This window comes from Streptomyces sp. NPDC043427 (assembly GCF_056436655.1).
This window is the reverse complement of the sequence record NZ_JBWKCC010000001.1, coordinates 240,860-265,203: the sequence shown is the minus strand read 5'-3', so window position 1 is coordinate 265,203 and position 24,344 is coordinate 240,860. Positions and strand designations below refer to the sequence as shown.

Annotated in this window: 22 protein-coding genes and 1 riboswitch; of the genes, 12 read left to right on the top strand and 10 right to left on the bottom strand. The window is 72.1% G+C overall.

Features of this window, described 5'->3' with window-relative positions:
• Window position 1: 1 nt before the first annotated feature.
• Both thiS and thiO read right to left on the bottom strand, forming a co-directional pair.
• Window positions 2–226: a sulfur carrier protein ThiS gene (gene thiS, locus AC067M_RS01220; RefSeq protein ID WP_478694874.1), complete on the bottom strand. Its 225-nt coding sequence runs from the start codon at window positions 224–226 to the stop codon at window positions 2–4.
• Window positions 223–1,392 carry a glycine oxidase ThiO gene (gene thiO, locus AC067M_RS01215; RefSeq protein ID WP_478694873.1) on the bottom strand — a complete coding sequence of 390 codons (1,170 nt, stop codon included), beginning with the start codon at window positions 1,390–1,392 and terminating at the stop codon, window positions 223–225. Before thiO ends, thiS begins: the two co-directional genes overlap by 4 nt.
• A riboswitch (TPP riboswitch) is annotated at window positions 1,390–1,500 on the bottom strand. Its footprint overlaps the gene before it by 3 nt.
• A 51-nt stretch (window positions 1,501–1,551) precedes the next feature.
• Between thiO and AC067M_RS01210 the strand changes: the two genes are divergently transcribed.
• The 6 genes from AC067M_RS01210 to AC067M_RS01185 all read left to right on the top strand — a co-directional run bounded on the left by AC067M_RS01210 (window position 1,552) and on the right by AC067M_RS01185 (window position 6,430).
• Complete coding sequence (locus AC067M_RS01210; RefSeq protein ID WP_478694872.1) at window positions 1,552–1,902, top strand: avidin-fold protein; 351 nt, start codon at window positions 1,552–1,554, stop codon at window positions 1,900–1,902.
• Window positions 1,903–1,946: 44 nt separating this feature from the next.
• Window positions 1,947–3,188 (top strand): NAD(P)/FAD-dependent oxidoreductase, encoded by a 1,242-nt coding sequence (locus tag AC067M_RS01205; RefSeq protein ID WP_478694871.1) that lies wholly within the window; start codon window positions 1,947–1,949, stop codon window positions 3,186–3,188.
• Window positions 3,189–3,262: 74 nt separating this feature from the next.
• Window positions 3,263–3,628, top strand: a complete 366-nt coding sequence (locus AC067M_RS01200) for an Rv2175c family DNA-binding protein (protein ID WP_478694870.1) — start codon at window positions 3,263–3,265, stop codon at window positions 3,626–3,628.
• A gap of 71 nt (window positions 3,629–3,699) precedes the next feature.
• Window positions 3,700–4,347 carry a thiamine phosphate synthase gene (thiE, locus tag AC067M_RS01195; protein ID WP_478694869.1) on the top strand — a complete coding sequence of 216 codons (648 nt, stop codon included), beginning with the start codon at window positions 3,700–3,702 and terminating at the stop codon, window positions 4,345–4,347.
• Window positions 4,348–4,488: 141 nt separating this feature from the next.
• Window positions 4,489–5,412 carry a methylenetetrahydrofolate reductase [NAD(P)H] gene (gene metF, locus AC067M_RS01190; RefSeq protein WP_478694868.1) on the top strand — a complete coding sequence of 308 codons (924 nt, stop codon included), beginning with the start codon at window positions 4,489–4,491 and terminating at the stop codon, window positions 5,410–5,412.
• Between the two features lie 55 nt (window positions 5,413–5,467).
• Window positions 5,468–6,430 carry an SCO2102 family sporulation regulator gene (locus tag AC067M_RS01185; RefSeq protein ID WP_478694867.1) on the top strand — a complete coding sequence of 321 codons (963 nt, stop codon included), beginning with the start codon at window positions 5,468–5,470 and terminating at the stop codon, window positions 6,428–6,430.
• 66 nt (window positions 6,431–6,496) lie between these two features.
• Here the strand turns inward: AC067M_RS01185 and AC067M_RS01180 are convergent, their stop codons facing one another.
• The 4 genes from AC067M_RS01180 to AC067M_RS01165 form a co-directional block, all read right to left on the bottom strand.
• The gene (locus AC067M_RS01180; RefSeq protein ID WP_478694866.1) at window positions 6,497–7,987 is read right to left on the bottom strand and encodes a phytoene desaturase family protein; all 1,491 of its coding nucleotides are present in this window, start codon (window positions 7,985–7,987) and stop codon (window positions 6,497–6,499) included.
• Window positions 7,988–8,447: 460 nt separating this feature from the next.
• Window positions 8,448–9,077 carry a TetR/AcrR family transcriptional regulator gene (locus tag AC067M_RS01175; protein ID WP_478694865.1) on the bottom strand — a complete coding sequence of 210 codons (630 nt, stop codon included), beginning with the start codon at window positions 9,075–9,077 and terminating at the stop codon, window positions 8,448–8,450.
• A 44-nt stretch (window positions 9,078–9,121) separates the two neighbouring features.
• On the bottom strand, window positions 9,122–11,206 hold the full coding sequence (locus AC067M_RS01170; RefSeq protein WP_478694864.1) for a YhgE/Pip family protein: 2,085 nt from the start codon (window positions 11,204–11,206) through the stop codon (window positions 9,122–9,124).
• A complete protein-coding gene (locus tag AC067M_RS01165) occupies window positions 11,178–11,987 on the bottom strand; it encodes an ATP-binding cassette domain-containing protein (RefSeq protein ID WP_478694863.1) in 810 nt (269 codons plus the stop codon). The genes AC067M_RS01170 and AC067M_RS01165 overlap by 29 nt, the downstream gene beginning before the upstream one ends.
• Window positions 11,988–12,159: 172 nt before the next feature.
• On the opposite strand from AC067M_RS01165, the gene AC067M_RS01160 reads away from it, so the two are divergent.
• The 3 genes from AC067M_RS01160 to AC067M_RS01150 all read left to right on the top strand — a co-directional run bounded on the left by AC067M_RS01160 (window position 12,160) and on the right by AC067M_RS01150 (window position 14,441).
• Window positions 12,160–12,723, top strand: a complete 564-nt coding sequence (locus tag AC067M_RS01160; RefSeq protein ID WP_478694862.1) for an SAV_6107 family HEPN domain-containing protein — start codon at window positions 12,160–12,162, stop codon at window positions 12,721–12,723.
• Between the two features lie 280 nt (window positions 12,724–13,003).
• Window positions 13,004–13,774, top strand: coding sequence for a methyltransferase (locus AC067M_RS01155; RefSeq protein ID WP_478694861.1), 771 nt, complete (start codon window positions 13,004–13,006; stop codon window positions 13,772–13,774).
• A gap of 277 nt (window positions 13,775–14,051) precedes the next feature.
• Window positions 14,052–14,441 carry a DUF3040 domain-containing protein gene (locus tag AC067M_RS01150; protein ID WP_478694860.1) on the top strand — a complete coding sequence of 130 codons (390 nt, stop codon included), beginning with the start codon at window positions 14,052–14,054 and terminating at the stop codon, window positions 14,439–14,441.
• 209 nt (window positions 14,442–14,650) lie between these two features.
• Here the strand turns inward: AC067M_RS01150 and AC067M_RS01145 are convergent, their stop codons facing one another.
• The 4 genes from AC067M_RS01145 to AC067M_RS01130 all read right to left on the bottom strand — a co-directional run bounded on the left by AC067M_RS01145 (window position 14,651) and on the right by AC067M_RS01130 (window position 20,405).
• Complete coding sequence (locus AC067M_RS01145) at window positions 14,651–17,152, bottom strand: transglutaminase TgpA family protein (protein ID WP_478694859.1); 2,502 nt, start codon at window positions 17,150–17,152, stop codon at window positions 14,651–14,653.
• Window positions 17,149–18,522 (bottom strand): DUF58 domain-containing protein, encoded by a 1,374-nt coding sequence (locus AC067M_RS01140; protein ID WP_478694858.1) that lies wholly within the window; start codon window positions 18,520–18,522, stop codon window positions 17,149–17,151. Before AC067M_RS01140 ends, AC067M_RS01145 begins: the two co-directional genes overlap by 4 nt.
• Complete coding sequence (locus tag AC067M_RS01135) at window positions 18,522–19,559, bottom strand: AAA family ATPase (RefSeq protein WP_478694857.1); 1,038 nt, start codon at window positions 19,557–19,559, stop codon at window positions 18,522–18,524. The genes AC067M_RS01140 and AC067M_RS01135 overlap by 1 nt, the downstream gene beginning before the upstream one ends.
• A gap of 237 nt (window positions 19,560–19,796) precedes the next feature.
• Window positions 19,797–20,405, bottom strand: a complete 609-nt coding sequence (locus AC067M_RS01130) for a beta-class carbonic anhydrase (protein ID WP_478694856.1) — start codon at window positions 20,403–20,405, stop codon at window positions 19,797–19,799.
• Between the two features lie 284 nt (window positions 20,406–20,689).
• Between AC067M_RS01130 and rsmH the strand changes: the two genes are divergently transcribed.
• From rsmH to AC067M_RS01115, 3 genes are all read left to right on the top strand, one after another.
• Window positions 20,690–21,646, top strand: a complete 957-nt coding sequence (gene rsmH / locus AC067M_RS01125; protein WP_478694855.1) for a 16S rRNA (cytosine(1402)-N(4))-methyltransferase RsmH — start codon at window positions 20,690–20,692, stop codon at window positions 21,644–21,646.
• Between the two features lie 54 nt (window positions 21,647–21,700).
• Entirely contained in the window at window positions 21,701–22,174 is a 474-nt protein-coding gene (gene ftsL, locus AC067M_RS01120) for a cell division protein FtsL (protein WP_478694854.1), read from the top strand.
• A 193-nt stretch (window positions 22,175–22,367) separates the two neighbouring features.
• Window positions 22,368–24,335, top strand: coding sequence for a peptidoglycan D,D-transpeptidase FtsI family protein (locus AC067M_RS01115; protein ID WP_478694853.1), 1,968 nt, complete (start codon window positions 22,368–22,370; stop codon window positions 24,333–24,335).
• The last annotated feature ends 9 nt before the right edge of the window (window positions 24,336–24,344 follow it).

Genomic DNA, 24,344 nt, shown 5'->3' with positions numbered 1-24,344 from the left:
TTCAGCCTCCTTGGACGGCGGTGAGGACTTCGACGCGGTCTCCCTCGGAGAGGGGCGTGGCGGACCACTGCGCGCGCGGGACGACGGTTTCGTTGAGGGCCGCGGCCACCCCGGAGGGCGCGGCGGTGAGGGACTTCACGAGCGTGTCGAGGGCCGTGCCCGGCGCGACCTCGCGACGCTCGCCGTTGACCGAGATGGTGACCGGGACGGTGAGGGGGGTGTTCATGCGGGCTGCTCCGTGAGTGCGGCGGTGGCGAAGCGGCGGGCGGTGAAGGGGCGGGCCTCGTCGGGGAGGTCACCGGTGACCAGGGCATGCGCCAGGGCGTCACCGGTGACCGGTGTGAGCAGCACGCCGTTGCGGTAGTGCCCGGTGGCCAGCAGCAGTCCCGCCAGCCCCGTCGGACCGAGCAGCGGCGCGTTGTCGGGCGAGCCGGGACGCAGCCCCGCGCGGGTCTCCGTCAACGGCAGCTCCGTGATGCCCGGCACCAGCTCGTGGGCGTCGCGCAGCAGCTCGTACACCCCGCCGGCGGTCACCGTCGTGTCCCAGCCGAGCTCCTCACTGGTCGCGCCGACGACCAGCTCGCCGTTCTCGCGCGGCACCAGGTAGACCTGGCTGCCGCGGACCATCGCGCGCACGGTCCGGCTCAGGAACGGCGCGTACCGCTTCGGCACGGTCAGCCTCAGCACCTGCCCCTTCACGGGCCGTACCGGCGGCAGGACCTCGTCCGGGACGCCCGCGAGCCGCCCGCTGAGGCTGCCGCCCGCGAGCACCACCTGCTCCGCGCCCAGGGCGACACCCGCGCGCGTGACGACGCCGGCCGCCCGCTCCCGTACGACGGTGAGCCGGTCGGCCCAGCCGCGGTGGAAGACCACGCCGGCCCGCTCGCACGCGGCCACCAGCGCCCCGGCGAGCCGCCGCGGGTCGATCTGGTGGTCGCCGTCCACCCGCAGCCCGCCGCGCACCCCTGGCGCGAGCATCGGTTCCAGGCGCCGGCAGTCCCGCCCGGACAGCCACTCCGACTCCAGCCCCGACTGTCGTTGCAGGGCGTGCAGTTCGCGCAGGTGGGCGCGGTCGTCGGCGTCCAGCGCGACGGCGAGGGTGCCGTTGCGGCGATAGCCGAGGTCGTGCCCGGTGAGTGCGGTGAGCTCGGCCGCGAAGTCGGGGTAGCGGCGGGCCGACTCCAGGTTCAGGCCGAGCAGGGTCTGCTCGCCGTAGTGCAGTTCCGTGACCGCGGCCAGCATCCCGGCCGCCACCTGCGCGGCACCGCCGCCCGGCTCCGGGTCCACGACGGCCGTGGCGAAACCGCGTTGCGCCGCCCGCCACGCGGTGACGAGACCGATGATTCCGCCCCCGACGACCAGGACGTCTGAGGTGTCGGACGTACGCGACATGGGCGTCCAGCCCCTCCCTTCGCCGGCATGACCCGGATCAGGTTCGTACGGTCGGAGGCCGCCAGCCTCCCTCTCAGCCCGGTGCGCCGGGCTCCCGCGTGTGCTTTAACGTGGCCACCCTAGCCGTCGGAGCAACGCACTTGTAGGGAGCCTCACGTCATGCCTCGCTCGCTGGACGGCCTCGTCCTCGCCCCTGTCGCCGACCAGGCCCCAGGTCAGGTGGGTACGCGCACCAGGTTCACGTACCACGAGAAGGACGGCGAGATCTGGGCCGAGTACGCGGGCGGCGATGTCGTGCGCGGGCATCTGGTGGGTACGCGTGAGGGTGACGGGCTGGACTTCCGGTACGTGCAGTTGAAGCGCGACGGGACGACGTCGTCGGGGCACTGTGTGTCCACCGTCGTGGAGCTGCCCGACGGCCGGGTGCGCCTGGAGGAGACCTGGGCGTGGGAGTCGCAGACCGGTCGGGGCACGAGCGTGGTGGAGCAGGTCACGGAAGCCGACCGCTGACCCGACGGCTGACTGACGAATGGTCAGTTGTCTATGGTGATCAGGTGAGCGAGCAGACGCAGGAGCGGGGTACGGCGGGGCGACGGCGCGTGGTCGTCGTCGGCGCGGGCATGGCCGGGGTGCAGACCGCGGTCGCCCTGCGGGAGCAGGGCTTCACCGGCACGGTGACGCTGATCGGCGCGGAGCCCCACCAGCCCTACGACCGGCCGCCGCTGTCCAAGGCCGTCCTGCTCGGCAAGGCCGAGGGCTCCGCCTTCGACGTCGACTTCGAGGCGCTCGGCATCGAGCTGCACCTGGGGCGCGAGGTGCTCGGCGTGCGCCCAGACGACCACGAACTGGACACCACCACCGGGCCGGTGCCGTACGACGTCCTCGTCCTCGCGAGCGGAGCCGAGCCCATCCGGCTGCCGGGCACGGAGGGTGTGCCCGGTGTGCATCTGCTGCGCACCCTGGACGACGCCGAGCGACTGCGGCCCGTCCTCGCGCGCCGGCACGACGTCGTGGTGGTCGGCGCGGGCTGGATCGGCGCGGAGTTCGCCACGGCCGCGCTGGAGGCCGGCTGCGCGGTGACCGTCGTCGAGGCCGCGGACCGGCCGCTCACGGGCGCGCTGCCCGCCGAGGTCGCCGCGCCCATGGCCGCCTGGTACGCCGACAGCGGCGCGGTGCTGCGTACGCACGCACGCGTGGAGCGCGCCGAACCCGGCGCGGTGGTGCTCGACGACGGTACGCGGCTGCCCGCTGGTGCCGTCGTCGTCGGCATCGGCGCCCGGCCCGCCACGGCCTGGCTGGCCGGCTCCGGCATCGCGCTCGGCGCGCACGGCGAGGTCGTGGCCGACGAGGGGCTCCACGCCTCCGCGCCGGACGTGTACGCGGTCGGCGACTGCGCCTCGTTCCCCTCGAGGCGCTACGGCGAGCGGCTGCTGGTCCACCACTGGGACAACGCCCTCCAGGGCCCGCGCACGGTCGCCGCGAACATCGTCGGCGGCCCCTCCGGCGAGCCCCCGGCGGTCTACGACCCGGTGCCCTACTTCTGGTCCGAGCAGTTCGGCCGCTTCGTCCAGTACGCCGGTCACCACCCGTCCGCCGACACCACCCTGTGGCGCGGTGATTCCTCCGGCCCGGCCTGGACGGTCTGCTGGCTTCGCGAGACGCGCCTGGTCGCCCTGCTGGCGGTGGGCCGGCCGAGGGACCTGGCCCAGGGCAGGCGGCTGATCGAGTCGGGCACGCCGATGAACCCCGAGCTGCTGACGGACCCGGCGCGCCCGCTGAAGGCCGCGACGGCGTAGCGGTGAGGGGGCTCATGCCCCGGAGGGCGGTGCCCGGCTACCCACTGTCAGTCCGGGATGGCAGTCTTGATGACGTGACCGAGATTGACGCAAAGATCGATGCTCTCGTCCCCGCCTGGCTCACCCTCCCCGACATCGCCGAAAAGCTCGGCGTCGAGGTGACGCGTGTGCGGCAGCTGGTCAAGGAGGGCCAGCTGATCGCCGTGCGCCGTGGCGAGAACCGCGCACTGCAAGTCCCCGCCGCCTTCATCGACGAGGACAAGGTCGTCAAGGGCCTCTCCGGCACCCTGACGCTCCTGCGGGACGACGGCTTCACGGACGAAGAGATGCTGGAGTGGCTCTTCACCCCCGACCCGACCCTGCCAGGCACCCCGGCGCAGGCCCTGAGCGAGAATCGCGGCACGGAGGTGAAGCGCCGCGCCCAGGCGCTCGCCGTCTGACCTGCTGATCCGAACAACCACCCGGCGTACGGGCCCGCGGGCCCGTACGCCACACCACGGGGGACACACGCATGCCCGACACCACCCGCGCCCGGCTCGCCGACGCCCGTCTCTACCTGTGCACGGACGCCCGGAAGCGCCAGGGCGACCTGCCGGAGTTCCTGGACGCGGTCCTGGCCGGCGGTGTCGACATCGTGCAGCTGCGCGACAAGGGCATGGAGGCCGGCGAGGAGCTGGAGCACCTTGAGGTCTTCGCCGAGGCCTGCGCCCGGCACGGCAAGCTGCTCGCGGTCAACGACCGCGCGGACCTCGCCCACGCCGCCACCGCGGACGTACTGCACCTCGGCCAGGGCGACCTCCCGGTGCCCGCCGCCCGCGCCATCCTCGGCGCCGACGTGCTCATAGGCCGCTCCACGCACGCCGAGTCGGAGGCCGCCGAGGCCGCCGTGCAGGAGGGCGTGGACTACTTCTGCACCGGCCCGTGCTGGCCGACCCCCACCAAGCCCGGCCGTCCCGCCCCCGGCCTCGGCCTGGTCCGCCACACGGCCGCCCTGGGCACCGACCGCCCCTGGTTCGCCATCGGTGGCATCGACCTGGGCAACCTCGACGAGGTGCTGGAGGCGGGCGCCCGGCGCGTGGTCGTCGTCCGCGCGCTCACGGAGGCTGACGACCCGGGGGCCGCCGCGAGCGAGTTCGCCAAGCGGCTCCGGCAGCCGTGAGCCTTCGGCAGCCGTGAGCCTTCGGCAGTCCTGGCTGTTCGGACCCGGCTGTTTGTCCGAGGGGTGGACAACAAGCCGACAAAGCGGGCAAATTCCCAACATCCGGTTGGGGGACCGCCGCCCCCTGACTAACCTGCCGGTATGGCCCTCGGAACCGCATCCACCAGGACGGACCACGCGCGCACGGTTCGTGACATGCTCGCGACCGGAAAAACGACGTTGTCCTTCGAGTTCTACGCCCCGAAGACCGCGAAGGGCGAGCGGAACCTGTGGAACGCGCTGCGCCGCGTCGAGGCCGTGGCGCCCGACTTCGTCTCCGTGACCTACGGCGCGGGCGGCTCCACCCGTGCGGGCACCGTCAAGGCGACCGAGGCCATCGCCTCGGACACCACCCTCACGCCGATCGCCCACCTCACCGCGGTCGACCACTCCGTCGCCGACCTGCGCAACATCATCGGCCAGTACGCCGACGCGGGGATCCGCAACATGCTGGCCCTGCGCGGCGACCCGCCGGGCGACCCCATGGGCGAGTGGGTGCCCCACCCGCAGGGCCTGAAGTACGCCGCCGAGCTCGTCGAACTCATCAAGACCTCCGGTGACTTCTGCGTGGGGGTCGCGGCCTTCCCCGCGATGCACCCCCGCTCCACCGAGTGGGACACCGATGTCAGTCACTTCGTCGACAAGTGCCGCGCGGGCGCGGACTACGCCATCACGCAGATGTTCTTCCAGCCCGAGGACTACCTGCGACTGCGGGACCGGGTGGCGGCGGCCGGCTGCGACACCCCGATCATTCCCGAGGTCATGCCGATCGCCAGCGTGAAGACGCTGCAGCGTGTGCCGTCGCTCACCAACGCCGCCTTCCCGCCGGCGCTGAAAGAGCGGATCCTCACAGCAAAAGACGATCCGTCCGCTGTACGCTCCATTGGCATCGAATTCGCGACGGAGTTCTGCGCTCGGCTGTTGGCCGAGGGAGTGCCCGGACTGCACTTCATCACGCTCAACAACTCCACGGCGACGTTGGAAATTCACGAAAACCTGGGTCTGCACCACCCGCCGCAGGCCTAGACCGGTCGCACCGCATACGACACACTGCGTAGCGGCCACTCTGAGAGGGGCGTACATGGGCTGGACGGTCCTCTACATCGCGTTCGGCATCGTCGCACTGTGGCTGCTCGGTGAGGTCCTGCTGCAGTACAAGGCACGGCTTCGCTGGCGGCTGCTCGCCTTCGTCGGCTTCGTCGGCGTCGTGCTCGGCGTGCTGATCCCGTCGGTCATCGTCATCGGGCTGGGCGCGATCGCCTTCGCGGTCGGCCAGACCTACGTCACGCTGTCGTTCCGCCGCGGCTTCGCGGCCGGCTGGGCCGTCAGCCGTCCCGGCGCCGACGGCACCAAGCGCCGCCGAGGCAAGGCGGAGCGCCAGGAACCGACCCTCGAGGTCTCCGGCCTGGAGGCCGCAGGCACCGGCTACGGCTCCGAAGGCGACGGTGCCTACGGCGCCGACAGCGGGTCGTACGGCCGGGACAAGGCCTCCTACGACGACGACTACGACCGCGACGACGTGTTCACGCCCGCCCGCCCCGCCGCGGCCGCCGAGGCCACCACCGTCTACGAGCCGCAGCCGATGCCGGACGACACCAGTGCGTACGGCATATACAGCGACTCCGCCGGCTACGGCACGGACTCGTCGTCCGCGACCGCGAACCAGCCCCAGGACCAGTACGCGACGGCCGACCAGTCCTATTCGTACGACGGCTACTCTCCCTACGGCCAGCAGTACGGCTACGACACGAACGGCCAGCAGCAGTACGCCGCCTACTCCGACCCGTACATCGGCGGCCAGTCCTACGGCGGCTCGTACGACACCGGCTACGGCCAGCAGCAGTACGGCCAGCAGGGCTACGGGCAGGAGCAGGACCAGTACGCCACCGGCGGCTACGGCGAGACCGCGCCCGGCGGAGTCTGGGTCCCGCAGCAGCGCAACACCGACGACCCGCTCGGCGGTGAACTCCCGCCGGAGCAGCAGTACTACCAGGGCGACGGGCAGCAGCAGGGGAACGGGTTCGGCGAGCAGTATCGGTTCTGAAGCCGTCGGCGGTGAGAGCCGCCGGGCTTGCTCTGGCCGTGTTTCACGCCGGGCTCGGCCGGGGCCTCACTGAGAGCCCCGGAAGTCCGGCCCCTCCACGATCAGCCCGGACACCAGCGCGCCCGACATGCCCGCGTGGGGGAGACCCCCGCCGGGGTGCGACCAGCCGCCTACGGCGAACAGGCCCGACAGGCCAGTGCTGTTGGACGGGTGCAGCAGGCGGCCGTCAGCCGCGGCCAGCGCGGGCGCCGGGACCGCGCCGCCCTCCGCTCCGGTCGTCTCCGCGATGTCGGCCGGGGTGCGGACCTCGTGCCAGAGGAGGCGGGCGCGGAGGCCGGGTATCGCGCGCTCGGCGGTGGTGATCACACGCCCGACCTGATCGTCGTAGCTCTGGCCCGACTGCTCGGCGGGTACCGGCGCGGTGAGGGTGATCGCCTCGTGGTCGGGGTCCGGGGCCGCCCCCGCGTCGTCCGGCCGCAGGATCGTGACCGTCGGGTGCGCCGGCGGTCCCGGACGGGTGCCGAACAGGCTCTCCAGCTCGCCCTCCCGGTCCTCCGCGTGCACCACCGTCCGGTGGGCCACCCCCTCCGGGCGCCCGCCGCGCAGCGCCAGCAGCACCGTCAGACGACTCGGCAGCCCCCGCTGCGGCGGAACCTCGCCGTCGCGCGGGGCGGCCGGCTCTGTCCTCAGCGCGCCGGGGGCCACGCCGGCGACCACGAAGTCCGCCTCGGCCACGCTCCCGTCGGCGAGCTCCACGCCCGCCGCCCGGCCGTCCTTCTCCAGGACCCGCGTGACCTCAGCGCCGAACACGAACTCCACCCTGCGTGCCACGCACCGCTCGTACACCGCGCGCGCCAGCTCCCGAAGGCCTCCGCGGACGTACCAGACGCCGAAGGCGTACTCCATGTACGGCAGCACGGCCGCGCTCGCCGGGGCGACACGGGGGTCCAGGCCGTACGCGAGCGCGTGGCTCTCGAGCAGGGCGGTGAGCCGGGAGTCGCGCAGTTCCCAGGCGCCGATCTCGGCCAGGGTGCCGGCGCGGCGGGTGCGCAGCAGCTTCTTGTGCGGGACCGACGGGTAGGGCTCGCGCTCGGCCAGCACCGACCAGTTCGGCCACAATGGCTCCTCCAGGAGCGGCCGGCGCGTGCGGTCCCAGGTCTCGCGGGCCCGGACCAGGAAGTCGCCCCAGCGCTGCCCGGTGCCCGCCCCGAGTGCCTCGTCCAGGGCGGAGACGGCACCCGCGCGGGAGGCGTTCGGCAGGGACACCTGTGTGCCGTCGGCGAAGACGTGGTGAGACGACGGGTCGACCTGGGTCAGCTCGACGCACGCCTCCAGCGGCTCCTTGCCCGTCTTCACGAACAGGTCGCGGTAGACCGCGGGCAGCGGGAGCAGCCCGGGACCGGTGTCGAAGGAGAAGCCGTCCCGCTCGAAGCGGCGCACCGCACCGCCGTACGTCTCCGTCCGCTCGTACACCGCCACCCGGTGGCCCGCGACGGCCAGCCGGGCGGCGGCCGCCATCGCGCCCATCCCGGCGCCGATCACCGCAATCCGTGCCATGCCTGCGACTTTATCGGCCGCCACTGACACCCCGGCCGTCGGTGGCCGGTCGGAGCCGGAGGCCGGGCGGGGGAGTAGTGGCGCGGACGTGCTCGTGACCATACAGCGAGGGAGCGTCGTGGGCCCGCGTGCGCAGGTCTGAGTATCCGTACCTAGGCATGGAGATGAGTACGCGCGCGGATGGGTCCCGACCTGCGTGAACGAGAGAGTGGAGACACGGAAAGGGGCACGGCTCCGGCACCGCCGACACGGGGCGGCGGAACGGTGCCGGCCCTCGACCGCTCCTTCCGCCGACACGTTCGGCGGGAGCGAGGCACGGGGGGAACGCGGGGGAACGACCGAACGGGGGATCGGGGGAACAGGGGAAACGGGGGGAGCACGCGGAAGCGCCGGTTCGGCGGTGGCACACGGGGGACGTGGCCACGGCGGACCGGCGCTTTCGCATGTCCGGGCCCCGACTTCAGTGCCTGCCGCTCACCCGCCCCTGCAACAGCCGGGACAGCGCCGAGTGGACGTCGTCGAGGGAGCGCTCCGGCTGGAACGCCTGCCAGTCCAGGGCGGCCACCAGGACCATGCCGACCAGCGCGGCCGCGGTCAGCTGGACGTCGATCTCGTCGCTGAACTCACCGCCTTCGATCCCCTCGCGCAGGACGCCCTCGACGACCGCCACCGCCTCCTGCCGGACCACCATGAGGGTGGACTGCCAGGCCCGGTTGGTGCGCCACAGCTCGGCCACGTACAGCTGCGTGAAGGCCGGGTAGCGGTCGATGAAGACGAGACCCGCGCGGATCATCGCGTCCAGGGCGTCCACCTTGGTGCCGCCCTCGCGGGCCGTCCGCTCGGCCGCCTCCCGCAGGGACGCGGTGAGGAGGCCCACGCCGTGCCGCAGCAGCTCCTCGAAGAGCACTGACTTGCTGGCGAAGTTGTAGTAGACGGTGCCCTTCGCGACGCCGGCCCGCTCGGCGATCTCGTCCACCGTGGTGGCGGAGAAGCCCTGTTCGGCGATGAGGGTGACGGCCGCCTCGTAGAGCTTCTGCCGGGTGGCCTCACGGCGCGACCTGCCGCCCGACGTGGTGCTGCTGCTTTCCATGGCCCTGATTGTCACAGCAACCGTCTCCCCGGAGATCCGCGTGGTCACAGGCTCAGCTCCGGGTGCAGCCGGTCGAGCGTCCACACCTGACGGCGGCGCGCCGACAGCGCGGTCAGCGCGAGGGCGCCCGCGGTGAACGCGGTCAGCACCGCGCACGCTGTCCACACCGGGCCGAGACCGCCGCCGGTGATCAGCCTGCGCAGGGCGTCGACGACGTAACTCATCGGCAGGAAGGGGTGCAGCGCGTTGAAGAACCCCGGGCTGGTCTGCACGGGGTAGGTGCCGCCCGCGGATGTCAGCTGGAGCATCAGCAGGGCGAGGACCAGGATCCGGCCCGCCGCCCCGAACCGGGCGTTGAGCCACTGCACGAGCGCCGCGAAGCACGCCGTCACCAGGAACAGGAAGCCCACCGTCCCGGCCGCCCGCACCATCTCCAGGCCGACCGCCCAGTGCAGCACCGCCATCAGCGCCGTCGTCTGGAGCACCCCGACCGCCACCACCGGCAACCAGCCCGCCAGGGCGATCCGCCACGCCGAGGCGCCCGTCGCGAGCGCCCGCCGGTTCATCGGCGCGATCAGCATGTACGCCACCATCGCGCCCACCCACAGGGACAGCGGGATGAAGTACGGGGCGAAACCGGTGCCGTAGTTGGGCGCCTTGTGCAGGTCCCTGGAGGCGAGCTGAACGGGGTCGGCCATGACGGAGGTGCGCCGGTCGCGGTCCTTCTTGTCGTAGTCCGGGATCTGCTCGGCTCCGTCGTGCAGGCCCCCGGCGAGCTTGCCGGAGCCGTCGACCAGCTTGAACATGCCGCCGTTGAGGTCGTCGGCGCCGGTCTTGAGCTTGCCCACGCCCTCGTCCAGGTCGACCGCTCCGGTCTTGGCGGTGCCCAGACCGGTGTGCAGCTTCTTCGCGCCCGCGGCGACCTTCTTGGCGCCGTCGTTCAGGTCGTTGACCTTGGTGACGGCGTCGTCGAGGTCTGAGGAGAGGTGGGGCGCGTCGTCGGCGAGCGCCTGGGCCTGCTTCTGGAGCGTCTCGAGGTGGGTGTCGAGCTTCTTCAGGTCCTCGTCATGGTCGGTGACCAGCGTGTCGAGGTCCTCGGCGACGGTGGCCACGTCGGCCGCCGCGTCCTTCGCCTTCTTCAGGTCGGAGCAGGCGGCGTCGGGGAGCACGGGGGTGGAGCATCGCACCTTGTAGACGTCGTTCAGGTCGTCGGAGTCCGCGCGGGCGTTGTCGGCGGCGACCGGAGCCTGCTTCACCAGGGTGTCGAGGTCGTCGCGGATCGTTCCGGCCGAGTCGGCGACGAACTGGGCGGTGTCCCCGATCGTCTTCTCGTTGTCCTTCAGGAAAGGCCCCGCCTTCCCGGCGATCCCGTTGACCTTGTCGGCGAGGGCCTGGGTGCCCTCCGCGACCTTCTTCGAACCGTCCTCCAGGCCGCCCGCGCCCTTGTTGAGCTTCTTCAGGCCCTTGGAGAGCTTGCCGCTGCCGTCCTCGGCGTCCTTCAGGCCGTCCGCGAGGTCCTTGGAGCCCTCCTCGGCCTTCCCGATGCCGCCCTTGAGCTTGTCGGCCCCGTCCGCCGCCTTCACCGTCTCGCCGTGGATGTCGGAGAACGAGACGAAGATCCTGTCCAGGAAGGACCGCGACGCCTTCGTGGACGCCGCCGTGCGCACCTCGCTGAAGACCGTCCGGGAGATCTGCCCGACGATGTAGTTGTTGGCGTCGTTCGTCCGCACCTGCAGCGCGCCCGCCTCGGGGGAGTCGCCCGAGCTGGAGGCGATGCGCCGACTGAAGTCGGCAGGCATGGTCAGCGACAGGTAGTACGTGCCGTCCTCCACGCCCGCGCGTGCCTGAGCCGCACTCACCTCGTGCCAGTCGAACGTCTCGCTGTCGCGCAGGCCGTGGGTGATGTCGTCGCCCGCGCGGATCTTCTTTCCGTCTGCCGTCGCGCCCTTGTCGTCGTTCACCAGCGCCACGGGGATGCGGTCCAGCCGGCCGTACGGGTCCCAGAAGGACCACAGGTACAGGGCGCCGTACAGCAGTGGCAGCAGCAGGAGCGCGACCAGGGCGGCACGCGGGAGTTTGCCGCGGCCGAAGCGGCGGAGCTCAAGCGCCGCGAGTTTCGGCGAGCGCATCGGCGTTCTCCTCCTTGTCGTCCTCGTCCTCGTCCTCGACCTCGCCGTTGTCGTCCTTGTCGTCCTTGTAGGGCGTCACCGGCGCTTCCCGGGTCGATACGGTGGCCACGCCTTCCGGGGCCTCGCTGCACACCGCCACGACCGTCGTCCCGGCCTCCGTGAGGGACCTCAACAGAGCCCAGACCTCGGCCCGTTCGGCGTCGGAGAGCTTGAGGTCCGTGTCGTCGACGCCGAGCAGCCGTGGGCGGCCGACGAGAGCGAGGGCGATGGACAGGCGCAGGGCCTCCACGCGTTCCAGGTCGCGTACGGCGGTCCGGGACCCCTTCGGCAGCGCCTCCCGGTCGAGACCGGCGGCGGCCAGCGCGGTGTCGACGCGCAGCACCGCCTCCGACTCGCGCTCGGCGCGCGACCGCAGCAGCCCCCGTACGGTGCCGCCGAAACGCCGCTCCAGCAGGGCCCGTTCGCGCAGGTGCTCGCCGACGGTCAGCGCCGGGTCGAGGTCGGTGACGCCGGGGACGTGGGCGAGCGCGCTCGCGCGGCGCAGGGCCGCCATCCGCTTGGGCAGCTCGAAGCCGCCGACGGTCGCGGTCCCCTCCGTGGGCTTCATCCGCCCGGTCAGGGCGAGCAGCAGGCTCGTACGCCCCGAGCCCGAGGGCCCCTCGATCGCGATCAGCGATCCGGGTTCCGTTTCGACGGTGACCCCGCGGAACGCCCAGCCGCGGGGCCCTTTCAGCCCGAGGTCGCGGGCCGTGACGGCGAGGCCGTCCTGGGATTCCCCCATGGTCATCCCCTGCCTGAGTTTTTGAACTGACTGGTCAGTGCAAAAACTAACCCGAACTGTCGATCGAAGCAAAGGCCCAGGTCAGAACGGATTGTCAGTGCCATACCTCACGATGGGCACATACGGCACCTCGTAGTAGGCGTGCCGTCACCCAGACGACAGGAGGTTCGTCATGGCCAGCTACAACGCAGCCGCCGCCCGCCGGCGCCGCGCCACCGGCCCTGCCCCCTCACTGACCGGACCGGCGAGCGACGTGCACCCCGTGCTCCGCCGGTCCTCGGCCCCGCCCGCCGCCCTGGAACTGCTCGCCCAGGCCCGGGCCGGACTCGACGAGGCAGCCGTCCTCGAAACATCCAACGAGCGCTACGCGACGGCACACCTGGCCGCCCTGCGGACCGCGGCCGCCGTGCTCGCCGCCCGCGGGCGCCCCGAACCCACGTCCCGACGCCGGGCCCGCATCAGGAGCGCCTGGGAAGTGCTCCCCGAGATCGCGCCCGAACTCGCCGAGTGGAGCGCGCTGTTCGCCTCCGGGGCCCGGCGCCGCGCCCGGGCCGAGGCGGGCATCCAAGGCGCGGCGAGCCGACGGGACGCCGACGACCTGATACGTGACGTGGCGATGTTCCTGCGCCTGGTCGAGCGGATGCTGGTCCTCCAGCCGGTCCTCCCACAGCCACGCCGCGACCCGGGAGAGGGCGACGACCCGCACGAAGAGGCGGCGATGCCGGACGCGGGGTGAGCGCGAACGGCTGGTCCGGGCTGCGCGCACCCGGCCGGTCCGGGCTGAGTGCGCCCGGGTGGCTCGGGCTGGGCGCACCCGGATGGTTCACGCGCTCGTGACGCGGCGTCCGGCGTGCGAGACGGTCGGTGGTGTGCGGTGCCGGAGTGACCGGGGCCGGTGTCGGAGGCAATAGGGTGGAGGGCGCCTGAAGCCTCCCCTCGTCGGTGTCCCGGGAGGGGCGGGCAGCCCGTTCGCTCCGCCGCGCAAGAGGCGGTGCCGCGCCGAGGAGTCAACTGCCGTGTCGGAACCGCTGCGACCCCGCGCCTCTCTGCGTACCGCCGTGGTCTGGGAGGTCCTCCAGGACGCCCTCGACCGCCGCGTCAAGGCCACAGGGCGAGAGTCGCTGGACGTCCTCGACACCGGAGGCGGCAGCGGCAAGTTCGCCGTGCCCGTCGCCCGCCTCGGCCACCGGGTCACCGTCGTCGACCCCAGCCCCAACGCGCTGTTCGCCCTGGAGCGCCGCGCCGCCGAGGCCGGCGTCGCCGACCGCGTCCAGGGCGTCCAGGGCGACGCCCACGGCCTCTTCGAGGTGGTCGAGCGCGGCGGGTACGACGTCGTGCTGTGCCATGGCGTCCTGGAGTACGTCGACGACCCGGCCGAGGGCATCAGCAACGCCGTGGCCGCCCTGCGCTCCGAGGGCGTCCTCAGCCTGCTCGCCGCCGGTCTCGGCGGTGCCGTGCTCGCCCGAGCCCTCGCCGGGCACTTCAAGGAGGCCAGGCAGGCACTCGGCGACCCGAACGGCCGCTGGGGCGAGGGCGACCCCGTGCCGCGCCGCTTCACCGCCGACCAGCTCACCGCGCTGGTCGAGGGCGCCGGCCTGACCGTCGGCGCCGTGCACGGCGTGCGGGTCTTCGCCGACCTCGTCCCCGGGGTGCTCGTCGACACCGAGCCCGGAGCGCTGGAGGCCCTGCTGAAGCTGGAGGAGGCGGCGGCCGAAATCCCGGCCTTCCACTCAGTCGCCACGCAGCTCCATGTGCTCGGTGAGACTTCGGGGGCCACCGAGGCGTGAGCCGCCTCCCGTGGCATCCCGCTGATCAGGGCCTCGGCTGCGCATGGAGTACGCCACAGGCCCCCCGTTCGGGCGCTGTGCGCCGTATGATCGAGGGAGACCACCCGGCATGACGGGTCGGCTGCTGGGGAATGGAATCTTCAGTGAGCCGGGACGTGCATGACGGATTCCGGTTGGCCAATTGGCGTAGAGGGGCGGGTTTCACGGGGGCGATTCCCTGCCTATCCTGAAGGGACCCCCCGGGTCGCCCCGGCGACTGCACGATGAGGAGGACTCCGTGCCGCTCTCGGAGCACGAGCAGCGCATGCTCGAGCAGATGGAGCGAGCGCTGTACGCCGAAGATCCCAAGTTCGCGACAGCGCTCGAGGGAAGTGGGCTGCGTACGTACACCCGGCGACGGGTCTACCAGGCGGTCGCGGGCTTCCTCGTAGGTATCGCGCTCCTCATGGCCGGAATGGTCGCCAAGCAGGTGTGGCTCAGCGTGGTGGGCTTCCTGGTCATGCTCGGTTGTGCCGTGCTCGCCGTGACCGGCTGGCGCAAGGCTCCCAAGCCGGGCGAACAGCCCGCCGGGGCCCCGCACGCGCGCGGGCAGAGCCGCCAGAAGCGCTCCATGATGGACCGTATCGAGCAGCGCTGGCAGCGCCGCCGCGACGAGCAGGGCCACTGACAGCCGCGAGCTTCACTCATGGCTCCCTGCATACAGACGCAGTGAGGGGGTGACCACCACCGGGTGGTCACCCCCTCGAGCATGTGCGCACCCCGACAAGCAGGACATGCCCCTTGGCAGCGGCCTCCTTCCATGACAAGCGGCCCCCGCCCGGAGAACCCCGGGCGAGGGCCGCTCACCGTCTCTGCTGTCGCCGCGCTGCTGCGCCGTCAGCCGCTCTGCTGGCCCGACGGGCGGCGCAGCAGTTCCGCCCAGCGGGCGGCCGAGCGGGCCTTCACGGACGTCCAGCGGTCGGAGAGGTCCCACACCGCGCGGACTGCCGAGCGGGGCGCCACGACGGCACGCAGCCTGGTGGTCCAGCCGGCCTTGGAGCGCAATGCCATCCGCAGCCGACGCACGTCGTCGGCCAGCCCGGTCTCCGCCCGCGGCTGAGGCGCGAACAGCACCTGCTCCACGGCGCCGGCCACCCGGTGCACCGAAGTGGCCGTCGGCTCGTCGAGCTCCCCGAGCCGCACGATGCGCGCCGCCGCCTTGCGCGGCGTCAGGGCGTCGTCCGGCGCGATGCCGTAGTCCCAGGCCGTGTCGGTGAGCTCACGCCAGACCGCCAGGACATGTCCGACGGCCACCTCGTTGGCCTGCTGGGACGTCACCTCGCCGGGCAGCGCCTCCACGGAGATGTCCCCCGTGTACTGCTCGCCCCCACGCTCCTTGCCACGTTCTCGGGCAAGTCCGGTGGCGGACGCCGTGTGCTGGGCCGAGGCCAGCCGCACCGAGCGCCTTCTGAACCGCCACAGCATCGGCAGCAACGGCAGGACCACCGCCGCGACGCCCAGCAGCGTCCACCAGAGGATCTTGTACCAGGGCGGGCCCGCGTCGTCCGTCTGCCCCGGGTCCAGCGGCAGCGCACCACTGCACCCCTCGATCTTCTTCTGCTCCGCCGAGCAGCTCGCGCTCGCCGACGGCGCCGTCGACGGCGCCGCGTCCGCGGAACGGGAGGCCTGCGGCAGGTCGGGAAGGCTGCTGCCCGGGGTGTCCGGCAGCGTGTACGCAGGAGTCGTACCGCGGTTGGGGGTGGGCTCGAAGCGAGTCCAGCCCACGCCCTCGAAGTAGAGCTCGGGCCAGGCGTGGGCGTCCTTCAGGCCCACCGACACCGAACCGTCGGCCTGCGGGGAACCGGGAGCGAAGCCCACGGCGACCCGCGCGGGTATGCCCAGCGTGCGGGCCATCGCCGCCATCGCGAAGGAGAAGTGGACGCAGAAGCCCTGCTTGTCCCGCAGGAAGCGGGCGATCGCGTCCGGTCCGGTGCCGACCTCCACCTCGGTGTCGTAGCTGAAGCCGCCGGTCACGGCGAAGTAGTCCTGGAGCTTGACCGCTCGCTCGTACTCGCTCGTCGAGCCCTTGGTCACCTCGCGGGCGGTCCGGGACACCACCGAGGGCAGCGAGTCCGGCACGTTGGTGTACTGGTTCCTCAGCGACTCCGGTGGCGCCGGCGCGTCCTCGAGCTGCTCCGCCGTCGGCTGCACGTCGAGGCTGGTCACCTCGTACGTCGCCCCGCGCGTCTTCTGACCGTGGTCGCCGACGAGGGTCATGCCGACGGGTTCGTAGCGCCAGTTGCCCTTGATCTTCACGCCGCTCGGCGGGTACGGCATCGGGAGCCAGTCCTGGGCGTACCAGTCGGCGGCCGAGACCTGGGTGCGGACCTGCGAGCGCCGGACGTCGGGGCCGAGGCCCGGCGGCGTGGGCAGCTCGTCCGGCACTTCGACGATGTGTCGCTTGGACGGCTTCCAGGTGGTGCCGTCGAAGTCGTCCAGGGAGACGATCCGCAGATACAGGTCGGAGATGTCGCTCGTACTCGTCCGGAGGGAGAGCACCTGGCGGTCCTCGTCCATGTTCAGACTGTCGCGCAGCGACACCAGGGGGTTCACCGCGGAGATCGTGCCCCCGCCGCCGGTCCCCACCCCGGCCCCGGTCCGGGCGCTGTCCAGCAGGCCGCCCTCTATCGCGGGCAGCGGCAGCAGCGGCACCACGAGGGCGACGCCCAGCGCGACCGCGCCGATACGGCGCCCGGTGCGAATCGGCGCGACCGGACCCGGCTCGCCGCCCCCGGAGCGCGCCGAGCCACCGAAGACCCGGCCCCACTGGGAGAGCCGCTCCCGGCCCTCGGCGAGCAGCAGCATCAGATAGCCGGCCGCCGCGGCCAGGAACCACAACCAGTCGGCCGCGCCGTCCGCCAGCCCCGCGGCGACGGAGTACAGCGCGAGCAGCGGCAGACCGGCCGGGGCCGCACTGCGGAAGGTCACCGCGAGGGTGTCCACCATCAGCCCGATGATCAGCACACCGCCGATGAGCATCAGCCGGATGCCGTCGGACAGCGGCGCCGGGATCGCGTACCGCGCCACGTCGTCGGTGCCCTGCTGGAGCAGGTCGGCGAAGTGCCCGAAGGCCTCAGGGCCGGGGATGATCCCGGCGATCGCCTGCCCGTGGGCGAAGGTCAGGGTCAGCAGCATCAGCGTGACCACGGTCTGCGCCGCCACCGTCAGCGCCCGGGCCAGCGGCACCCGCCGGGTGAGCGCGCCCACCCCGGACTGGATGCCGAGCAGGGCGGCGGCCTGCAGGATCCACGTGGCCGGGTCGACCAGGGGCAGCAGGGCACACGACGCCAGCAGTGTGGCCGCCCAGGCGCACAGCGTCAGTCGTGCCCGCCCGCTCATGAACCCGCCTTTCCACTCGCCGTCACGACGCCCGTGCGCTCACGGTCCGCCTGCCGCCACAGGTCGTCCAGAGGAGCGCCCCGGGGCACGCTCAGGGCCGTCCAGCCCGCCTCGCGCAGCATCCGCAGCCGCTCCTGCGTCCTGTTCATCGGAGCGGCCACGTCGTTCGGTTCACGCACCCAGGTCTCGCTGTCCAGCACGAAGGCGAGGGCGCCGCCGCTGCGCTGGCGCATCTTGGCCGCCACCGTGGCCTGCTCTTCGTCGAGGTCGCCGAAGAAGGCCACCAGCAGCCCCTCGTTGCCGCCGCGCAGCACGTCGTACGCCCGGGACAGGCCCGTGCCGTCCGAGTGGTCGATCACGGCGAGGGTGTCCATCATCAGCCCGGCCGCGTCCGCCGACTCCTGGTTCGCTCCGGCGAACCCGTCGGCGCCCTCGCCGGGCACCGAGTTCCCGGTGTCGGTGAGCAGCCGCACGGAGAAGCCCCGCTCCAGCATGTGCACCAGCACGGACGCGGTGCCCGCGACCGCCCACTCGAAGGCCGAGTCGGGGCCGGCGCCCTGGAAGGCGAGGCCCCGGGTGTCGAGCAGCACCGTGCAGCGGGAACGCTGCGGCTGCTCCTCGCGGCGCACCATCAACTCGCCGTAGCGCGCGGTGGAGCGCCAGTGCACCCGGCGCAGGTCGTCGCCGTAGCGGTACTCGCGCGGGAGTACGTCGTCCTCGCCGGCCAGGGCGAGCGAGCGCTGCCGTCCTTCGCCGTAGCCCCTGGCCTCACCGCTGAAGCGCACCGGCGACAGCGCCTCCACGCGCGGGATCACCGTGAGGGTGTCGTACGTGGAGAACGACCGGGTCAGCTCGCACAGGCCGAACGGGTCGTTCAGGCGCAGTTGCAGCGGGCCCAGCGGGTAGCGGCCGCGCAGGTCGGAGCGGACCCGGTAGGACACCTCGCGTCGGCCGCCCGCCTCGACCCGGTCGAGGACGAAGCGGGGGCGCGGGCCGAGGACGTAGGGCACCCGGTCCTGGAGCATCAGCAGGCCGGTGGGCAGGCGGGAGACGTTGTCCATCCGCAGATGGACACGGGCCTCGCTGCCCGCGGGCACCCGCGCGGGGGAGAGCCGGCGGCTGCCGGCGACCCGGTAGCGGGTGCGGTAGAGGACGGCCGCGCAGACCAGGGGCAGCACCGCGAGCAGCATGCCGACGCGGAGCAGGTCGGCCTGGCCGAGGACGTACGCGCAGATCGCGGCGGCGATCCCGGCGGCCAGGAAGGAGCGTCCTCGGGTGGTCAGGCCGGCCAGGGCCGTGCGGAACCCGCTCTTTTCTCCCTGGCTGTCTCCCCGGCCCGGCCCTGCGTGCCCCGTACTGCCGGAGGTCATCACAGCCTCCGCGGCGGCTGCTGGCCGTAGGCCTGCGTGCCGGTGCCCAGACCGCCGTAGCCCTGCTGTTGGGGGGCCGCGGGGACGGGGGTCTGCTGGAGGATCTCCTGGACGACCTGTTCCGCCGTACGTCGGTTGAGCTGGGCCTGCGCGGTGGGCAGCAGGCGGTGAGCCAGGACGGCGACAGCAAGCGCTTGCACGTCGTCCGGGAGCGCGTACTCCCGGCCGTTGAGGGCCGCGGACGCCTTCGCCGCGCGCAGCAGATGCAGCGTGGCGCGCGGCGAGGCGCCGAGTCTGAGGTCCGGATGGGTGCGGGTGGCCGCGACCAGGTCCACCGCGTACCGCCGGACCGTGTCGGCTACGTGGACGCCGCGGACGGCGTCGATCAGCTTCACGATCTCGTGCGCGTGCGCCACCGGCTGGAGGTCGTCCAGGGGGCTGACCCCGCCGTGGACGTCGAGCATCTGCAGCTCGGCCTCCACGCTCGGGTAGCCGATGGAGACACGGGCCATGAAGCGGTCGCGCTGGGCCTCAGGCAGCGGGTATGTGCCCTCCATCTCGACCGGGTTCTGCGTGGCCACCACCATGAAGGGGCTGGGCAGCTCGTAGGTCTGCCCGTCGATGGTGACCTGGCGCTCCTCCAGTGACTCCAGGAGCGCCGACTGCGTCTTCGGCGAGGCCCGGTTGATCTCGTCGCCGATCACGATCTGCGCGAAGATCGCGCCCGGCTTGAACTCGAAGTCCCGGCGCTGCTGGTCCCAGATGGACACGCCCGTGATGTCCGACGGCAGCAGGTCGGGAGTGAACTGGATACGGCGCACCGAGCAGTCGATCGAGCGCGCCAGCGCCTTCGCGAGCATGGTCTTGCCCACGCCGGGGACATCCTCGATCAGAAGATGCCCCTCGGCGAGCAGCACGGTCAGCGATAGCCGTACGACCTCGGGCTTGCCCTCGATCACTTGCTCCACCGAACTGCGGACCCGCTCCACGGTGGCAGTCAGATCTGTAAGGCTCGCACGCTCGTCATAGGTCGTCACCCGGCCCTCCTCGGCCCGTACTTTCTCCGGGCCGACGCTTCCTGCGCTGCGGACCGGCCCACCCCGAATCACGGACGCCACCCGCGAAAAGCTCAGTGGCGTCACACCCGCATTCTTGCTGCCGTTACCGATTCGTGTCACTCGCCTGTGGACAACTGCCCGCGATATGTCGGCCTTAACGCCTTATGCGGGTTGAGGGGCGGGAGGTTTCCGAGAAACGAACGTGACGTGGGACGGTTACGCCGGGTCGATCTCGCGCAACAGACCCGTCTTCACGTCGAAGACGAAGCCGCGCACGTCATCGGTGTGCAGCATGAACGGCGAGGTGCGCACCCGCTGCATCGACTGCCGCACGTCCTGATCGACGTCCCGGAATGCCTCTACCGCCCAGGCGGGGCGCTGGCCGACCTCCATCTCCAGCTCTGTGCGGAAGTCCTCGGTGATCGCCTCCAGTCCGCAGCCGGTGTGGTGGATCAGGACCACGCTGCGCGTGCCGAGCTTGCGCTGGCTGATGGTGAGCGAGCGGATCACGTCGTCGGTGACCACACCGCCCGCGTTGCGGATGGTGTGACAGTCGCCGAGCTCCAGGCCGAGCGCGGCGTGCAGGTCGAGGCGGGCGTCCATGCAGGCCACGACCGCGACGCGCAGCACGGGGCGCGCGTCCATCCCGGGGTCGGTGAACGCGGAGGCGTACCGCTCGTTCGCCTCGACGAGGCGGTCGGTGACGGTGCCGCCGTGTATGGCGCCTTCGGACGTGGTGGGAACGGATGCGGAGGTCGTCATATTCATGACGGTACTGGTCACGGCGGTTCCGGGCCCGTCGTGAGATGGGAAAAAGACCGTCATGACGGCCTGTGTGAGGTAATCCACACGGAGGGTGAGAGCGCGCCCACACGGGTGCTTTCAGTCGGTTTGTCGCGTATTGCTCGGGTCTGTCCGCGACGCGCAGGCCGGTTGATTGACCGCGTGACACGGTGCACTAAAGTGACGCGAGGCGGGAGGCGAGGCTCTCCCTGCTGGACTGAATCCCCCCGGGACCCGGCGAGCCAGCCGGAGATCTCCCCTACGTGCGCGGCGCGTACGGACGGCTCGGCCTCGCGTACGGCCCGCGCCGGACCTGAGAGGGCCCCTTGAGCCAGAGTCGACACGTCCCGGTGATGCTCCAGCGGTGCCTGGACCTGCTGGCACCCGCGCTGGAGGGACCGGGAGCGGTCGTCGTCGACTGCACCCTGGGCCTCGGCGGCCACAGCGAGGCCCTGCTGGAGAGGTTCCCCGAGGCCCGGCTCGTCGCCCTCGACCGCGACAAGGAGGCCCTGCGCCTGTCCGGCGAGCGCCTGGCGTCGTACGGGGAGCGCGCCACTCTCGTGCACGCGGTCTACGACGAGCTGCCCGACGTACTCGACCGGCTCGGCATCGCGCGCGTGCAGGGCGTCCTGTTCGACCTCGGCGTCTCCTCCATGCAGCTCGACGAGGCCGACCGTGGCTTCGCCTACGCGCAGGACGCCCCCCTCGACATGCGCATGGACCAGACGACCGGCGTCAGCGCGGCCGAGGTCCTCAACACCTACCCGCCCGGGGAACTCGTACGGATCCTGCGCGCCTACGGCGAGGAGAAGCAGGCCAAGCGGATCGTGGGCGCCATCGTGCGCGAGCGCGAGAAGGAGCCGTTCAGCAACAGCGCGCGGCTCGTCGAGCTGATCCGGGACGCGCTCCCGCAGGCCGCCAAGCGCACCGGCGGCAACCCCGCCAAGCGCACCTTCCAGGCGCTGCGCATCGAGGTCAACGGCGAGCTGACCGTCCTGGAGGACGCGATCCCGGCCGCCGTGAAGGCGCTGGACGTCGGCGGGCGGATCGCGGTGCTGTCGTACCACTCGCTGGAGGACCGGCTGGTCAAGCAGGTCTTCGCGGCCGGTGCCGCCTCCACCGCCCCGCCCGGCCTGCCGGTGGTCCCCGAGCGCTACCAGCCCCGGCTCAAGCTGCTCACGCGCGGTGCCGAACTTCCCACCGAGGAAGAGGTCGCCGAGAACCGGCGAGCGGCCCCGGCGCGACTGCGCGGGGCCCAGCGCATCAGGGAGGACGTGGAGTGACGCAGGCCAAGGGGCGGGCTGCCGGGTTGGAAACTCGAACTCAGGGGAGGGCGGGTGAGTAGGAAACCCGAACTGAGAGGGAGGGCTGCCCGGCTCGCACGGCTCTTCCCCAGTGCGACGGGCTCCGGTCAGGCGGCCCGCACGCCCTTCGTCCTCCTCGTCGTCCTGCTCCTCGGCGGCGGCCTCATCGGGCTGCTGGTGCTGAACTCCGCGCTCAGCGAAGGCGCGTTCAAGATGGACGACCTCCAGCGGGACACCAAGAACCTCACCGACGAGGAACAGGCCCTCCAGCGGGACATCGACGCCTACTCCGCCCCCGACGCCCTCCAGCGGCGCGCCCGTGAACTCGGCATGGTGCCCGGCGGCGACCCCGCCTTCCTCGACCCCGACGGCACCGTCAAGGGCGCCCCCAGCCCCGCCCCGGCCGCCGGGGGCGCGCAAACCTCCATGAGCGCCCCGCTGGTCCTCGCCCCCGAGGCCCTGACCGCCCCCGCCGCCCCCCAGCCCACCACGACCCCTGGCAGGTGACGGAAGTGTCCGACAGGGAACGGCCGCGCGGCCACGTGTCCTGTGCCGCGGTGGCCTTTGCCGGCCGGCCCGCGTACAGGGGCATGCCCTCTGGTGAGGCCCCGGCTGTGGCCGCGGCCTCTCGGCCGGGCACGGCGGCCCCCGTGGCGGCCGCCCCCTCCACGCCCACCACGACCCCTGGCAGGTGACGGAAGTGTCCGACAGGGAACCGCTGCGCCGCCGCGTGCCCGGCCCCGCCCGGCCCGCCCGGCCCGCCCGGCCCGCCCGCCCCGGCAACCAGCGGCGCCCGGGCCCCGGCGCCCGCCCGGCCCGGCGCCCGGCCCAGTCCCGGCCTTCGGCCCCGCGCGTCATCCGGCTCGGCAGCCCTCGCCCCCGGCTGCGCATGGTCGGCCTGGCGCTGACCCTGGTGATGATCGCCTTCGTCGTACGGCTGCTCCAGGTCCAGGCGGTCGACGCGAGCACATACGCGGCCAAGGCCGAGCGCAACCGCTACGTCGGCTACGTCCTGGCCGCCGAGCGGGGCGGGATCACCGACCGCTCCGGCGTCGCCCTCGCCACCAGCGTCGACGCCTACGACATCACGGCCGACCCCACGATGTTCACGAGCAAGCAGCTGAAGGTCAGCGACGGCCCCGAGCAGGCGGCCGCACTGCTGGCCCCCATCCTCGGCCAGGACCAGGAGACGCTGACCAAGAAGCTGAAGGCGAAGGGGCAGTACGTCATGCTCGCCCGCCGACAGACCCCGCAGGTCTGGAAGCAGATCAAGGACCTGCGGACCGCGCTCGTCGCCAAGGGCGAGGCCGACCCCTCCACCGTCAACGTCCTCGCGGGCGTCTTCGCGGTGTCCAGCAGCAAACGCGTCTACCCGAACGGCGACCTCGCCGCCGGGATACTGGGCTGGGTCAACGACGAGGGCAAGGGCGGCGGCGGTGTCGAGCAGCAGCTGAACGGACTCCTCGCCGGCAAGGACGGCAAGATCCGCTATGCCCAGTCCGGCGGCCGCCAGGTCCCCACCGCGGGCTCCACCGAGACGCCCGCAGTGCCCGGGGCCGACGTGGAACTGACCATCGACCGTGACATCCAGTGGGCCGCGCAGAACGCCATCACCGAGCAGGTGAAGGAGTCCAAGGCGGACCGCGGCTATGTGATCGTCCAGGACACCCGGACCGGCGAGGTCCTGGCCATGGCCAACTCACCCGGCTTCGACCCCAACGACCTCTCCCAGGCCAACTCTGCCGCCATGGGCAACGCGGCCCTCCAGGACGCCTACGAGCCCGGCTCCACCGCCAAGGTCATGTCGATGGCCGCCGTACTGCAGGAGGACGCCGCCACGCCCCTGACGCACGTCGTCGTGCCCAACCGGCTGCACCGCGGTGACCGGCTCTTCAAGGACGACATCGACCACCCGACCTGGTACCTCACGCTCAACGGCGTGCTCGCCAAGTCCAGCAACATCGGCACCATCCTGGCGACCGGCCAGCTCGGCAAGACCCAGGCCCAGGCCAACCAGGTCCTGTACTCATACCTCCGCAAGTTCGGCATCGGCGACTACACCGGACTCGACTTCCCCGGCGAGACCAAGGGCATCCTCGCGCCGGCCGACAAGTGGTCGACCTCGCAGCAGTACACGATTCCTTTCGGCCAGGGTGTGTCCATCAACGCGATGCAGGCGGCGTCGGTCTACTCGACGATCGCGAACGGCGGTGTACGCGTCGAACCGACCCTCGTACGCGGCACCAAGGGACCCGACGGACGCTTCGAACCCGCCGCCAAGCCCAAGAAGACAAGGGTGGTCAGCACGAAGACGGCGAAAACGCTCGCCCGGATGCTGGAGTCGGTGGTGGACGACGAGGAAGGCACCGGAACCAAGGCGCGTATCCCCGGCTACCGGGTGGCGGGCAAGACCGGTACGGCCAACCGCGTGGATCCGGCCACCGGCAAGTACCACGGCTACACCTCTTCTTTCGCCGGATTCGCCCCCGCCGACAAGCCCCGCATCACCGTCTACTGCGCCATCCAGAACGCGACCCAGGGCAGCTACTTCGGTGGCCAGATCTGCGGCCCCGTCTACAAACAGGTGATGGAGTTCGCGCTCAAGTCGCTCCAGATCCCACCCACGGGAGCGAAGGCCGCCAAGCTGCCCGTCACCTACCGACCCTGATCAGCGCAA